Raw genomic sequence first — 15,113 nt, forward strand, 5'->3', positions numbered from 1 at the left:
ATTGAAACTACGTTGGCAATGCTTCGTAAAAAACAGTCTGGATCGCCAGCCCGGTCAAATGATTTAGAACACTACCCTCTGCGTCGTCGGCTGCTTTGACCCGCGATGGTCGTTGCACCTCGTCTTGCCCGCCTCGCCTACTTTTTCCAACGGCCTGCTAAAGTGCGCGCCTGGTTTTTCCCACGAGTTGCCGCCCTGCGATGAATGTCCTGTCCATCCTCCGTGACGCCTGGTTCTTCTACTCGCGCAATTTGCTGTCCATTGCACGCCTCTGCCTGCCGCTGATTCTGCTGGAGAGCCTCGCCCGCCTGGCCATCGACCATCTGTTCGGCAAAGGTGCCATGCCGGCACAGGAGCTGCTGATCGGACTCGTCTTCTACCCGCTGTATATCGCCGCTTTGATCCTGTTCCTCGATGCGCGCAGCCGCGGTCATGCACCGCCGCTGCGCGAGGTGATGAGGCGTGCATTGCCGCTGTGGCCGTCGATGGCGGTACTGGCCGGGCTAGGCACCTTGCTGATCATGCTCGGCGCCTCGCTGTTCGTGCTGCCGGGGCTGTGGATCATGGTCAAGATCGCCTTTGCCGAATACCTGTTGGTGATGCGCGGCTTGAGTCCGCTGGCAGCACTGAAGGAAAGCTTCCTGCAGACCCGCGGCCATTTTCTGCTGATTCTCGGCTGCATCCTCGTCGTGCTGGTGCCGCTGTGGCTTCTGGAAGCCTGGGTGGCCGCACAATTCTGGGCGGGGGAGACAGCGCCTGGAGCGCTCGCCGTGGTGGTCGACAGTGTGGTCGGGCTGGTGCAGCTATTGGCGACGGTGGTGCTGTTCCGCTGCTTCATGCTTTGCAGCGAACCGGGCGGCGATCAGAAGCAATAACGTTGATCGGCAAGGCGGCAGACCGCGATTTGACGAGCTAGGCTTGGTCTCCACCCGTCAAGGAGGCCGCACTGATGACCGACCAGAACCCCAGCATCCTGTCCCACGTATCCCTCGGCAGCAATCGCTTCGATGAAGCCGCTGCCTTCTACGATCAGACCCTCAGCACGCTCGGGTGTAAGCGCATCATGGCTCATCCGGGTGCGATCGCCTGGGGGCGTGAATACCCTGAGTTCTGGCTGCAAACGCCGATCGACGGCCAACCAGCCAGCATTGGGAACGGCACCCATATCGGTTTCTTCGCAGCGGACAAGGCCTCGGTCGATGCGTTTCATCGCGCCGCGCTGGCTGCCGGCGCCACGGATGAAGGCGCACCCGGCCCGCGTGAAGAATATGGCGAGCCCTACTACGGCTGCTTCGTGCGCGACCTGGATGGCCACAAGGTCGAGGCTGCCTATTGGGACATGAAGCTGGCTCAAGAACTCTACGGCGACGCACCGACCGCCTAGCCCGCGCCGGATGAAGTCCGAGCACCGGCCAGCCGCGGCAACAGCAGGTGCTCGAAGGTGCGCGGGAAGCAGCGCGCCACCAGCCGAGCCCGCCAGTCGAGGTTCGACAGCACCAACAACCGTCGCCGCTTCAACGCGCCTTGATAGATGGATTCCGCCACGTCCTGCGGCGACGCCACGCGGCCCACCGTCAAAACAGGCTGTGGCGCGGTAGAGCCATCGCCAATCAACACGTTCTTGCGCAGATCCGTCGCGGTGTACCCCGGACACACCAGCATCACGTTGACACCGGTATCGGTCAGTTCGCTGCGTAGGGTTTCGAACAATCCATGCAGCGCATGTTTGCTGGCGTTGTAGGCGCCGCGGTCTGGCACCGGCGCGTATTGCGAGAGTGAACTGAGCACGATGATCTGTCCTTCACGGGCTATCAGGCTCGGCAAGGCCGCCTGGGTGCAATGCAGCGCGCCGTAAAAGTTGACCGCCATGATCCGTTCGAACACCGCCAGGCTGGTGTCGGCGACCCGGCTGCGATGAGTAATACCCGCATTGTTGATCAGCACGTCGATACCGCCGAAGCGCTCCACCACCAGCGCAATGGCCTGCTGCACCGCCGCAGCATCCGACACATCGCAGCGCAGCCCTAGCGCATCGGCGTTGTGATGGTCTGTAAGGTGCTGGACCAGCCCGTCAATGGCGTTCTGATCGAGGTCGAAGATCACGACCCTGGCGCCGGCCTGGGCCATCCGCTCGGCCAGCGCACGGCCGATCCCGGCACAGCCACCGGTGATCAACACCACTTTGCGATCGAACACCTTGCTGGTGAATACCTTGCGATACATAGACCTCTCCATCGAGTCATCCGGGTAACCGCTCCCGATAGGCACGGTACGCTCTAGCCTCAGCATAGCCAGCCTTTTCTATCTGCTGGCGGCATGGTCGCGGCGCCGGCGTGTCGGCGATCAAGTGTCCATTCTGGACAGCCGGGCGCGTGGCGCCCATGCTTTGCCTACGCGCGAACCACAAGGGGCAGTGAATTACCTTGAAGCGATTATTCTGGATACCGATTGCAGCGGCTCTGGCGGGGCCCTGCGTTGCCTCGTCCGAGGCGCCGAGAACCCTGACCGTCGGTTACTACGATTTTCCCCCAGCCATCTACAGCGATGCCCAAGGGCGCCCCAACGGCCCCCTGGTCGATCTCACTCGGCGCGTACTCGCCCACGCAGGTTTTCAGGCGCAATTCCGCGGTCTGCCGAGTGCCCGGTTGTACGCGGCCCTGCAGAACGGCACTGTCGATATCTGGCCCGGCGCGCCGGGCAAACCTGAGCTGCAAGCCGACACGCTGGAGGGCCGGGAAACCCTCGCCCAAATCAGCCTCAACCTCTATCACCGGCCCGACACCCCACGCCCGACCATGCCCAGCAGCCTGCGCAAACGCGGCGTCATCATCATTGGCGGCTACAACTACTGGCCACAGGTGAACCAGATGCTGCACGACCCGCAGCTGCAGATTCGCCTCCACCGGACGGCCACCCACACCTCAGCATTGGAGATGTTGAAACAGCGCCGTGCAGACTATCTGCTCGACTACGAGGTTCCGGTGAGCCAGGCCCTGAATCGCCTCGGCATGGAGGCGCTTCCCCATGTGGAGCTGCATAAGGTCGCCATTCGCTTCATCGTGTCCCGCCACACGGAAGACAGTCAGGCCGTCGTCGATTCGCTAGACCGAGCCTATGCCGAGATGTCAGCAGCCGGTGAAGACCTGAGCCTGCCGAAGTAGAGTCCAGGCTGCAGCTGAACGCTTGCGGGGGACCGGAGACGGCCGTCCTTCTGGTGAAGCCTAAGGATCGACGCCGTTCCATCAGGTCCCGCGGGGTTTGGCGCGGGCAGTGGGCTCTGCTACCAGCGGGTCATCGGGCCAATAATGTTTCGGGTATCGGCCTTTCAGGTCTTTCTTCACTTCCAGGTAGGTGTTCGCCCAAAAGCTCGCCAGGTCTTGCGTAACCTGCACCGGGCGGCGCGCCGGTGACAGCAGGTGCAGCTTCACCGGCAGTCGCCCACCGGCGACACGTGGCGTATCGCCCAATCCGAACAGCTCCTGCAAGCGCACCGCCAGTACCGGCGGTGACTCGCTGTAATCGAGCCGCACCCGCGATCCGGAAGGCACCGCGATGGCGACCGGTGCGAGTTCGTCGAGTCGCTGTGGCAGCGACCAGGGGAGCAAGGTGGCGAGCATGGCTTTCAGATCCAGCTGGGCGAAATGTGCCAGCCGCGAGACTTTGCCCAGATAGGGCAATAGCCAGTCCTCCAGCCGAGCCAGCAGGGCCTCATCGCCCACATCCGGCCACTCGCTGGTAACGCCAGTGGCCAGGTCCAGCGCTCTCAGCAGGCTGATACGCGCCTGCCACTGGCGCAGCTCCGGGGTCCAGGGCAGCAGCTCCAATCCCTTGCGGCGCACCAGCCCAAGCAGCGCACAACCTCGCGCGTCGTCATCCAACCCTGGCAGGGGCTCGCGGCTGAGTATCAGTTCACCGACCCGCCGCTGCCGCTCGGCTCGCAGCACGCCTTCACGTTCATCCCATTCCAGCTCGTCGCGCTGGCTGACCTGCTCGGCCAGCACCTCGTCGAACAGCGCAGCGTCCAACGCCGCAGCGCGGTAGATGCGTTCCTCGCGCTGGCCCTGGCGGCTGCCCAGTTCGGCGATCACCAGCCAGGGTTCTTTCATCAAGGCATCCGGTTCGCCGAATACTGCGGCGCGACCGTTGGCCAAGCGGTATTCGCCACCGCCGTCACGTCGCTGACGAGCGATCCGGTCCGGATAGGCGAACGCCAGCAGCGCGCCCACCCAGCGGTGGTCGGTGGGGTCCGTCGGCGCCGCGCTCGAAGAGCCGCGCAGCAAACCACGAAACTGGCGAGACAGCTGCCGCACTCGCTGCGCACCGGCATGCCGGCCGGCGCTGCCGTCGAGCAGGCCGAGACGGGTGGAAATGTCAGCGCCGCCGCGCTCGCTGGCGCGCTGGATATCGCGTTCCACCAGCAGTGCGGCGAGATCGGCCGCCAGCGGCGCGAGGCCCAGCGCCTGACCACGCAACAACAGATGCGCGATACGCGGGTGCGCCGGCAACTCGGCCATGGCCTGGCCATGAGCGGTCAATTGCCAACCGCCACGGGCGTTGCGGCTGAGCGCGCCGAGGCGCTGCAGCAGGTCCTGTGCCTGGGCGTAAGCCGCGGCAGGCGGCCGGTCCAGCCAAGCCAGTTCATCCGGTTCGACACCCCAGCGCGCCAGCTGCAAAGCCACGCCGGCCAGATCGGCCTGGAGGATTTCCGCGTCGCCATAGGCGGCCAGCTGCGCGTGCTGATCTTCCGACCACAGCCGGTAGCAAGCGCCGGGCTCCAATCGCCCCGCACGCCCGGCCCGCTGGGTTGCCGAGGCTCGAGAGATGCGCCGGGTTTCCAGCCGGGTCATGCCGCTGCCGGGATCGAACCGCGGCACCCGTGCCAGCCCGGCATCGACCACCACGCGCACGCCTTCGATGGTGAGGCTGGTCTCGGCGATGTTGGTCGCCAGCACCACCTTGCGCTTGCCGGCCGGCGCCGGTTCGATGGCTGCGCGCTGGGCAGCCAGCTCCAGTTCGCCGTGCAGCGGGCAGAGCATCACTTCGCCCCGATCCGCCAGCTGCTCGGCCAGCATCTCGTTCACTCGGCGAATCTCGGCCTGCCCAGGCAGAAACACCAGCACGCTGCCCGGCTCTTCATCGAGCGCCTGGAGCACGGTCTGAACCACACGCGGCTCAATTCGCTCACCAGTCTGATACGGGCGCCCCCAGCGCTGGGCCACCGGGTACATCCGCCCTTCACTGCGCACCACCGGCGCCTCGTCGAGCAGTGTGGAGAGCCGCGCGCCTTCCAGCGTGGCGGACATCAGCAGCAGCTTGAGCGGCTCATCGCGCAGCAGCACGCGTGCGTTCAGGGTCAGCGCCAGGGCCAGATCGGCATCCAGGCTGCGCTCACGCATTTTGCCATTCGCATGGATTTATCATTAGATACCTAAACCCAGCAAATACGGGATCTTCCACCCCAAAGCAAGGACAAGAATTCGTTGACAATCATCAGCAGCACCCTGTTCTTACCCAACTATCCATTCCGAAAAATTTCGGAGCCCCTAGCCAAGGCCTTTCAAACCCACGCGTCGTCGGAGTTGATTAACGTTCCGCTGAAGCTGCTCGAGTGCTACCTCCAACTCATCGAGGCAGAACTCTCCTACGTCCATCTGTCGAGTCGAAGCTGCGAGCCGATCATCATCGGTTTTGTCGGTGCATTGCGATCAAGAACTTTGGCCGATAGCAAAGAGCCTGTTCGGATTCGCTGGGCTCGACGTTTCGTAGAAACACTTACAAGTCTGCGCGACGAAATTCCAGGCATGCCCAATTTCGACTATTTGATGGCCGACCTCGAAGAAGGGAAAGAACTCTGGGATTCCCAGCAGAAAAAATTGAACCCATTGGCCTTGCGCTATTGGAACGGATGGCAAGTCGACTCCCTAAAAGGAGTACCAAGTTTTCTCGCGCTGGGAGAACTATGGCACTCCCATGGCCCTGAGTTTACAGAAGAGTACTACCGGACATGGAAGACTTTTTCGGCCAAGCAAGCAAGATGCAACACCACATTGTGCAACAAGCTGGCCAGCTATTTATCGAAGAACTCTTTGGAGTGGCCAACTACAACCTTCCAAAACCCAGAAAATATAAAATCATTCTTTTTGCACTTCATGAAGGAGCACTTCTTAACCGCATATAGAGAAAATCTAAATATACCAACCCAGATAAAAACGTGGAACAGGTTCATATCGAACTGCGAAGAGGCCTTTATACAATCAGGAGTTTGGGCAACCCCTTTTGGGGATGGACTACCACGGCCCATCCGCCCCAAACAACACAGAGCGCAAACAAGAGTGTCCGTGTCTGATGAGGGGGTGGAAATCCATGAAAAACTTATCACTAGAGTCCCTCTCGAAATAACTGATAACGAGGCAATAGAAATATTATTCAAAAGTATCCACAAAGACATCGAAACCGTAAAATCCTGGGCAACAGAACAAGCCAATGAACTTTACTCGAGAGTCCAACTTCGTATACTCGCAACCACACGGATAAACTCCTCGGAAATCAAACCTCGAAAAGGCTGGCAGCGTCGGAGTTACGATCACGAATCAATTTGCGCGATTTTTCAAAGCAACGGCTTTCCATCCTCGCGCATGGACTTCGAACACCAATACGGATACACCATATTATCTGCTGATGTCGCAAATATACTTGGACTTCCGGCTGCTGGCACTCTTTATCCCTACCAATGCTTACTGGTAGCAGAGCACAATGAGATCACAGAATCTTTCCTTAAGAATTTTCGTTTGTATGACGACAAAGGTAGAAGATCCGGCTTTGTGAAAACCGACACCGGGTATCAGTTGGTCGGCTTCAAGGATAGAAGAGGTGGAAAGCTAAGCGAGCAGAAAATACAACTAAACGCGAACTCAACAAAGCGAATCTTCGAAGTAATAAAGATCACAGCACCGTTAAGAAAATATCTCAAGGGAATTGGCGACAGCCGATGGAAGGAGTTATTCCTGACCTGCGGGAAGGGTTTCGGTCACCCGCGGAGCGCTGTAATTCCGACTTGGAACAAAGCGCTATTCGATAAACACACACGGATTTTTGAACGACTTGCACAACAATTTTCAAATCATACTTCCTTGAGGGGTACTGAACTAAAAAATTTCTTATCTCGAGTCACCCTTTCTAGTCTTCGAGCCTCATGTGGGGTAGAGGTATATTTAAAAACCCAAAGCGTCGAAGCCATGTCCAAAGCGCTCGGCCACGCAAACCACGACTGCCTGCAACTTTCTCACTACCTGCCGGAGTCAATACTAGCCTTCTTCCAAGCCCGCTGGATAAGAATTTTTCAGCGCGGCTTAATCTGTGACGCGATGAAAGATAGCAGCTTCCTCATAGAGGCCGCAGACTTCGAGACAATGGAAGAGTTAAATCTATTTCTTAAGAACCATGCACTAAAAGACATCCCTGACCACCTGGTCAACCCGGAGAACACTCAAACAACTGAACCCTATTCAGCGAATCAGTACTCAGAGGTCTACATCTCAGTGGATCCAGGGATAATGACCGCCCTCGTATCATTAGAGAAAGCAGTGGCTACAGCGGAACGACCCGAAGAAGTGACAGGAGTAGCACGATACTGGGCAGATCTAACGAAGGCCGTTGTTGCCGAGATCAGAAGGGATAATGACGCACTACTGAAAGACCACCTTTATGTCGCCGAGCAGAGGTGTAACCCCCGCAGAATGGAGAAGTTGATATATGAATGTTGAATTACCAGCAGAGCTAGACTTCCTAAAAGCGTTCTACACCGACCCTAGGACAGAATACAAAAAATCAAGTTGGTTGCTGAGTGATTTCGACTTGCACATATGGAAATATGATTTCAATTTTGCGACCCCCAACACGATCAACTGGGACATTACATTAGACGACGAAACTTCTCTGCTTGCCCAAAAAAACAAGCCATTACTAGACGGGCTAAAGTATTTTTTAACAACATCTACACGTTCTGTTCGAGGATCGGCGATCGAATTAGGTTCACTAGCCGCACAGATGACGATGTTTAACAGGGCCATTCACGTTGCCGATTACATTCTTCTGAATGCAAAAGAATATCAGCTATCCAGATTCGGATTGGCTGGAATCAACAGCCATCACATGAAGAGAATGCTAGACGTCTTCTCAAGCGTCAACGGTTCGGAAGAGTCGGTTTACGAGTGGACCAAGACTATCAGCAAATTTTGTTTAAGCTTAATAAACACTTCCAGTTCTATCGAACTCGATAGCATTCTAGATCAATATCCACGAATGCGCATTGTGACTGACGAACAACTAGATGAGCATCACCTGGAAATACCTTTTGATTTAATACCTTATGCAAGAGCTGCCTTGCATTTGCATGGATATTATAAAAAAAGATCAACTGCTGGAGTCCGCACCCCTAACACCTTGCAGCTAGCGAAATCGCTTTATGCCAACACACTGAAAGGCGGGCATCTAAAACTAAAAACATTAAGCTCATTAGAATTCTATACTGATAATGAGAGAGAAATAATATCGAGAGAGTATCCCGGTTCATCGGTCAGGACAGGTGACCATGAAGCAATGACATCCGGTCCATTTCGCGCCTACAGATTTTTAACATACAACCTTGGAATTCTTCATGAAATTGGGCTTCCAGCTCCCGAAGTATCAGAGCTGAAGCAGATACTTGATTATGAACCATCACTCTCTGAAGCTGCTCGGTTTCGGACGCTGCCGTACCCAATAGTGAGAGACGCCTTCAGAAAATCAATCGAGTACCATTTCAAGTATGGAGAACTTCTAATAGAAGGTTTCTGCCGCATGGCAGAGCATTGCAACCTCAATGGAATTGCCCCTACGCAACTTACCAATGGAGAGTTACAAGACATTATGCCCCCTGAGCTTATCGACATGGGAATTAGGAAGCTTGGGCTTGTATGTCAAACGGTGTCTATTAGGCACGGCGCACTGAGAAAGCAGTCAAATTACTTCATAGAACTCAGAAATAATGTGGGACTGATTGAGTGCTTACGCATCTATATTGGATGTGTCCAGATGGTAGTTGGAACAATCATGGCTCGCCGAATAGGAGAAATGCTCGATTTGCACTCGACTGACTGCCTAGATAAAAGCGAAAGATGGTTGATCTTCTTAAATAGAAAAAGCACATCCAACCTGTTCGGCATAAGACAACGCCAAGCACGCCCAATCGAACCCATTGCCGTAAAAATGATTAAAAACTTAATTTCCATGCAGCAGAGACTTTTAAAAAGCGGATTCATAACTGAAATGACTAGCCTCTTTGCCCCCCCCGGACTCCTCGGAAATGCCGGGCTTAGTCAGCAAACAATGTATGCCTACAATAGAAACCTAGACTTGTTGTGCGATTATTTCGAACTACCACTAAATTCAAAAGGAGAAAGGTACTATATCCGACAACATCAACTTCGACGCTTTTTCTCCATGGTATTCTTCCACTCGAGCAGTTTTGGAGGACTGGAGACACTGCAGTGGATGCTCGGGCACACCGACATGCAGCATGTTTGGAATTACATTACTGAGTCCACTGATGGTGCAGTTTTGCGTAGCGCTAAGGCTCAGTTCATAGCAGAAAGCTTGCATAATGGCGATATCACTGCTTACGAAGATCTAGCCGAAATACTAAAAATTCGTTACAACACAGATAATTTTGCTCTAGTAGACACTGCTGAACTTGAAGACGCAATCACCGACATGATAAAGACAGGGAAAGTCCAGATTGAGCCAGAGTTTTTCACAGACGAAACCGGCCAACATATGCGCGTGGTAGTAAAAATTCAGAGCACAGACTAAATGAAAAAAATCTCCGACCTAGAGCCACATGCTAGCGCCACATTAATAACCAGTGAACTTTTAAAGCTAATCTACCGTAATCCTGACTATTTTTCCAAAAACGAGAACATTCTAAAGGCTCTCAGAAGCCAAGGAGCGCTAGCCAAGCTCGAATTCAATTTCGAGGACTCAGGGGCTATAAAGTCAAAATCCCCAATGAGCATCAACACTTTAAAATCTCACGCCAACTTACAGTTCAAGGGAGGATTTAAGGAACTTGATACCCTCCGCCTAGCGGCATTGAGGGCCATTGAGAAGGTCAATGGCAGCAAAGAGGCCACTTCAACAAAACGCACTAAGTCCGGACTTTCGCGACTAGTAACTGAACTAGAGGAGAGACTTGATAAGCAGCGCTGCGCCAACATGGTCCTCCTCCAGGGATTAAGCCTGGCAATTAACGAGTTAAGAAATATACGTAGCAATCTAGATCCCGCTCTACTTGAAAAGCGGGCAAGCGATGCCGTTCAGGCACTTACTGCTCTACTGAGCCTCCCTCCAGAACAGCCACCCCCCCCCTCCCCTTCTTCCGGAGACGGGCGAGTTACGCGACTGGAGGAGTATCGCAAGTGACAAACCACCTTCGCCAACAACTATTTAAACCACTTAAAGAGCTAACACTCTTTAGCTACCATGCGCATGGAAGTACTATAACAAAAGATGGTTCTGGCCTGCCGTTTTGCTGTTGGCCTGATGGCACGCCCAATAACGTCGCAAATCTCTACATGCTCGCACTACGTGACCGCCCTGGCCGAGGTGGAAAAGGCCTATCAAGGCACGGCGGTAAAGGCGGAAGCATTGGGGAGTATGCATCCAAAATAAGCCCACTAGTTCGCTACTGCTTCAGATACCGAACTGACTTTATAGGACTGTCTGACCAACAGTTCTCAGACTTCATTGACGAATTAAGAAAGGAGCGATCTGTCAACGATCCCACTGTAAATAGGCGCACCGAAACTACACTCCTAGCAATTGGTAGGATCTGTCTAGATTTTTTGCAATTCGTAGGACGTCTTTATGGCGACGATGCATTTGTATCAGAGAATGGAACCATCCGCGCCGTAATGAAAACATTTACTATCACAACGCGCTCAGGAAGAACGATAAAGCGGAGTTATCTGCATCACCACTCTCTTCATGTATCTGGAACGCGCTACCACACGCGCGATCCGATCCCGAGCGAACATATAAAGCTTTTGCGAGATTCAGCAAACAAAATCCACCCATCGAGACACCTTCAACTTCGACGGAATCTGGTGATTTCCTTGCTTGAGCATACGGGCGCTCGACGCAGCGAGATAATTGAAATTACCGTTTCGGACATACGTAATGCCATGAACATGTCGTTCCCATTGCTACGTCTGCGAACCTTGAAACGTGGAACCTATTCCGAGCGTTTTATCCCGATTTCAAGAGTGGTACTAAGCGAAGCTAAGAAATATATTCAGTTTGCCCGCAGAATATCTCTTCGCAACTTCAAGGACACGGATCACGACAGACTCTTTGTTCAAGAAAAGACTGGTAAGCCGCTCGGTGCCTGCAGTATTACGAATGAAATGATTCAACTTAGAAGTCACGCCGGCATCGAAGAAAAAGTCTGTGCACACATGTTCCGCCATGCTTTCATCACCAATCTTTTCGTACTCCTAATCAAAAGACACAAGTTCAAGCAAAAGGACGACTTCAGAAGCGCCCTGCTTAATAGCAAAAAGTTTCTTTACGACGTCATGCTGTGGACTGGCCACAAAGATCCCCTCTCGGTAGAACGGTATATTCATCTTGCATTCGCCAAACTTGATGGATACGAAGACATCGTTTCATCTGCCCATATAATCAGGACTAACCGTATATATGACCAGGCCGAGGAGCTACTTCTGAACGCATTAAAAAATGGTATGCCAGTTGACGAGTACGTGCGTGAACTGGAGAAGCTAAAGCAACTTCGGCAAGAAGATCTCAAGAAAGAGACAAAGGAAGAGGAAGAGGAAGAGAATACGGAGTCAGTCAAAAGCTGGGAGCATTGGCATAACCACCTTTGAATGTTGCGATACAACTCGCTTCACTGCCGAAGCGTCCATAAAGCGCGTGTCTAATGACGACGACGTTTACCGGTCGTTCACTGGGGCGAAAGAGACAATCCGCTCCTGCCCGTGCAAGGTGGCATCCTGAATGCCCGACTCAATCCGTAGGGCTCTGTCCGGATAGATGTCCTTGAGGTTCGTCATCACCTGACCCTTGTCAAGGCTGAAGATCACTTGGCCGTTGTGATCAACCAGGAATGCATGGTCGATGCCGCCAAAGTCCACGACATCTATGATCCTCCACTAGGGTGTCAAGGGTGAACCGTCGCTTAAGTTCCGGAGCACACATTTACAAAGGGCCGAAATCTGCAAAAAACGGGCACGTCGACTCTACGAATGGCAATACGGTAAAACTCGCACGGCCCTAGTACGCCGGTTGACTGGCACACTCAACAGAGAGCCAACCTGCGTTGCTCTCGAGGCAACACTGGGTTCCGGTTCACACGCCCGCATTGAGCAACAGCCTACGATTTTCGCGGCTTAGCTCTAGCTGTAGCCTGGGCCACAAGCGGGTCCTCAGGCCAGTAATGCTTAGGGTACCTACCTCGTAAATCTTTCTTCACTTCCGCGTAGGTATTGCGCCAGAAACTCGCCAGGTCCTGGGTGACCTGCACCGGGCGCTGGGCCGGGGACAGCAGGTGCAGCTTGACGCCCTGACGGCCACCGGCGATGCGCGGAGTGTCGGCGAGGCCGAACAGCTCTTGGAGGCGCACCGCGAGAACCGGCATCTCGTCGCTGTAGTCGAGGCGGATGCGCGAGCCGGAGGGCACTTCCAGCGTACGCGGCGCCAGCTCGTCGAGGCGTTGCGGCAGCGGCCAGGGCAGCAGGCCATGGAGGATGCCGGCGAGGTCGAGGTTGGCGAAATGGCTGAGGCGGCTGACCTTGCCCAGCCAGGGCTGCAGCCACTCCTCCAGGCTGGCCAGAAGCGCCGCGTCGGAGAGGTCTGGCCATTCGCTGCTGCCCGTGTCGGCCAGGTCCAGTCGGCGCAGCAGCGCCACCCGCGCCTGCCACTGGCGCAGCTCCGCACTCCACGGCAGCAGCTCCAGCCCCTTGCGTCGCACCAGACCGAGCAGCGCACGCGAGCGGGCCTCGTCATCCAGTTCGGCAAGGGCTTCGCGGGCCAGCACCAACTCACCCACTTTCACCTGACGTTCGGCGCGCAGCACACCTTCGCGCTCTTCCCAGTCGAGCAGGTCCTGGCACCTTACCTGTTCGGCCAGAGGGCCGTCGAACAGTGCGGGATCAAGGTCGGCCGCGAGATAGATGCGCTCTTCACGCTGGCCCTGGCGGCTACCGAGATCGGCGATCACCAACCAGGGCTCCTTCATCAGCGCATCCGGCTCGCCAAAGGTGGCTGCACGGCCATTGGCCAGCCGATAATCGGCCCCTCCGGCACGACGTTGCTGGGCAATGCGGTCCGGGTAGGCGAACGCCAGCAGGCAGCCGAGCCAGCGCGGGTGATCCGGATCGGCCACCGGCTCGCTGGCCGGGCCACGCAGGTAGGAACGGAACTGCCGCGCCAGCTGGCGAGCACGCTGCACGCCGCCACGAGCGCCACGCGCTGCCTTGTCGTTACCGGCCAGCAAGGCGAGGCGGCTGTGCAGGTCGGCACCGCCACCACGCAGGATGTCGCGCTCGCCCAGTAGGGCGGCGAGGTCACAGGCCAGGCCGCCGAGTCCCAGGGCGTGGCCACGTAACAGCAGGTGGGCAATGCGCGGATGGGCGGGCAGTTCGGCCATGGCCTGGCCATGGCGGGTCAAGTTGCCATCGTCGGCCAGTGCGCCGAGGCGTTGCAGCAGGTCACGGCCCTGGGCGTAGGCAGCCGTGGGCGGCGGATCGAGCCAGGCCAGTTCATTGGGATCACCAATCCCCCAGCGCGCCAGTTGCAACGCCAGTCCGGCAAGGTCGGCCTGGAGGATTTCCGCGCTCCCGTGGGCGGCCAGTTGCTCATGCTGGGCCTCAGACCAGAGCCGGTAGCAGGCACCCGGCTGCAGACGGCCGGCACGGCCGGCACGCTGGGTCGCGGAGGAGCGGGAAATACGCTGGGTGTCCAGGCGAGTCATGCCACTGGCCGGGTCGAAGCGCGGTACACGCTCCAGGCCCGCGTCCACCACCACGCGCACGCCATCGATGGTCAGGCTGGTCTCGGCGATGTTGGTGGCCAGCACCACCTTGCGCTTGCCCGCCGGTGCCGGCTCGATGGCCGCGCGCTGGGCAGCGAGGTCCAGTTCACCGTGGAGCGGGCAGAGCAGGATCTCTGACCGGCCAGCGAGGCGCTCGGCCAACTGCTCGGCGACGCGGCGAATCTCCGCCTGGCCGGGGAGGAACACCAGCAGGCTGCCAGGTTCATCGGCCAGGGCCTGGAGCATGGTCTGTACCACCCGGGGTTCGAGCGCCTCGCCGATCTGACTCGGCCGCCCCCAACGCTGCTCCACCGGATACATGCGACCTTCGCTGCGTACCACAGGCGCCTCGTCCAGCAGGCGCGACAGGCGCTCGCCTTCCAGCGTGGCGGACATCAGCAGCACCTTCAGCGGCGGTTCGTCGCGCAACAACTCACGGCCGTTGAGACACAAGGCCAACGCCAGATCGGCATCGAGACTACGCAGATGATACTCATCAAATATGAGCAGCCCAACGCCATCTAGGGCAGGATCGTCTTGAAGCCGACGAGTAAGAATGCCTTCAGTCACTACTTCAATTCGAGTCTGTGGTCCGACCTTACTCTCCAAGCGAATTCGATAGCCGACTGTTTGCCCAACGCTTTCTCCCAGCTCGCTCGCCAGTCGCTCAGCTGCGGCTCTGGCAGCTAGTCGACGTGGTTCGAGCATGACAATAGTCTGGTCGGCCAGCCAAGGCTCTTCCAGCAGCGCTATTGGTACTCGCGTTGTTTTGCCTGCCCCCGGCGCTGCCTCAAGTACAACTTCATTACGTGCAGACAAGGCATCTCTTAAAGCGGGCAAAACAGATTCAATCGGCAACAAACTCATGATGGCTCCTAGCTGAGCCACCAATTATAGATACGAGGGAAGCTGTTACGGCACGGCGGTATGTCAATCACGCCCAGTGCACGGCTCCCTTCGGGCCGCTCAGAGATAAACGGGGCCTATTTAAACGGCATGATGGACATCAAGGCCACAGCCAGCA

At 56.4% G+C, this 15,113-nt stretch carries 9 protein-coding genes and 2 pseudogenes; 7 read left to right on the forward strand and 4 right to left on the reverse strand.

The features are described 5' to 3' along the window. The first annotated feature begins 200 nt into the window (after nt 1-200). Nucleotides 201-875: a YciC family protein gene (locus tag RT21_RS14110; RefSeq protein ID WP_046163214.1), complete on the forward strand. Its 675-nt coding sequence runs from the start codon at nt 201-203 to the stop codon at nt 873-875. Nucleotides 876-949: 74 nt separating this feature from the next. Further along, the gene (locus RT21_RS14115) at nt 950-1,384 is read left to right on the forward strand and encodes a VOC family protein (protein WP_046163215.1); all 435 of its coding nucleotides are present in this window, start codon (nt 950-952) and stop codon (nt 1,382-1,384) included. Here the strand turns inward: RT21_RS14115 and RT21_RS14120 are convergent. After that, nucleotides 1,381-2,223, reverse strand: a complete 843-nt coding sequence (locus tag RT21_RS14120) for an SDR family oxidoreductase (RefSeq protein ID WP_046163216.1) — start codon at nt 2,221-2,223, stop codon at nt 1,381-1,383. The two genes, RT21_RS14115 and RT21_RS14120, sit on opposite strands and share 4 nt — an antisense overlap. A gap of 200 nt (nt 2,224-2,423) precedes the next feature. On the opposite strand from RT21_RS14120, the gene RT21_RS14125 reads away from it, so the two are divergent. Continuing rightward, nucleotides 2,424-3,161 (forward strand): substrate-binding periplasmic protein, encoded by a 738-nt coding sequence (locus tag RT21_RS14125; protein WP_234463418.1) that lies wholly within the window; start codon nt 2,424-2,426, stop codon nt 3,159-3,161. Between the two features lie 81 nt (nt 3,162-3,242). On the opposite strand, the pseudogene hrpB (RT21_RS14130) reads toward RT21_RS14125, so the two are convergent. Then, nucleotides 3,243-5,399, reverse strand: a pseudogene (hrpB, locus tag RT21_RS14130) (ATP-dependent helicase HrpB); the annotation flags it as partial. A gap of 402 nt (nt 5,400-5,801) precedes the next feature. Between hrpB (RT21_RS14130) and RT21_RS14135 the strand changes: the two are divergent. Genes RT21_RS14135 through RT21_RS14150 form a run of 4 tightly spaced genes read left to right on the forward strand, consistent with a single transcriptional unit; the run spans nt 5,802 to nt 11,924 of the window. Continuing rightward, complete coding sequence (locus RT21_RS14135) at nt 5,802-7,763, forward strand: hypothetical protein (protein ID WP_138407004.1); 1,962 nt, start codon at nt 5,802-5,804, stop codon at nt 7,761-7,763. Beyond that, the gene (locus tag RT21_RS14140; RefSeq protein WP_015275583.1) at nt 7,753-9,849 is read left to right on the forward strand and encodes a phage integrase; all 2,097 of its coding nucleotides are present in this window, start codon (nt 7,753-7,755) and stop codon (nt 9,847-9,849) included. Before RT21_RS14135 ends, RT21_RS14140 begins: the two co-directional genes overlap by 11 nt. Beyond that, nucleotides 9,850-10,458: a hypothetical protein gene (locus RT21_RS14145; RefSeq protein WP_015275582.1), complete on the forward strand. Its 609-nt coding sequence runs from the start codon at nt 9,850-9,852 to the stop codon at nt 10,456-10,458. Continuing rightward, nucleotides 10,455-11,924: a tyrosine-type recombinase/integrase gene (locus RT21_RS14150; protein WP_063613243.1), complete on the forward strand. Its 1,470-nt coding sequence runs from the start codon at nt 10,455-10,457 to the stop codon at nt 11,922-11,924. The genes RT21_RS14145 and RT21_RS14150 overlap by 4 nt, the downstream gene beginning before the upstream one ends. Before the next feature lie 78 nt (nt 11,925-12,002). On the opposite strand, the pseudogene RT21_RS14155 reads toward RT21_RS14150, so the two are convergent. Then, a pseudogene (locus RT21_RS14155) lies at nt 12,003-12,206 on the reverse strand (chemotaxis protein); the annotation flags it as partial. Nucleotides 12,207-12,430: 224 nt separating this feature from the next. Then, entirely contained in the window at nt 12,431-14,956 is a 2,526-nt protein-coding gene (gene hrpB / locus RT21_RS14160) for an ATP-dependent helicase HrpB (protein WP_003292681.1), read from the reverse strand. Between the last annotated feature and the right edge of the window lie 157 nt (nt 14,957-15,113).

It is taken from the genome of Pseudomonas sp. 10B238 (genome assembly GCF_000970615.1).
Taxonomy (GTDB): domain Bacteria; phylum Pseudomonadota; class Gammaproteobacteria; order Pseudomonadales; family Pseudomonadaceae; genus Stutzerimonas.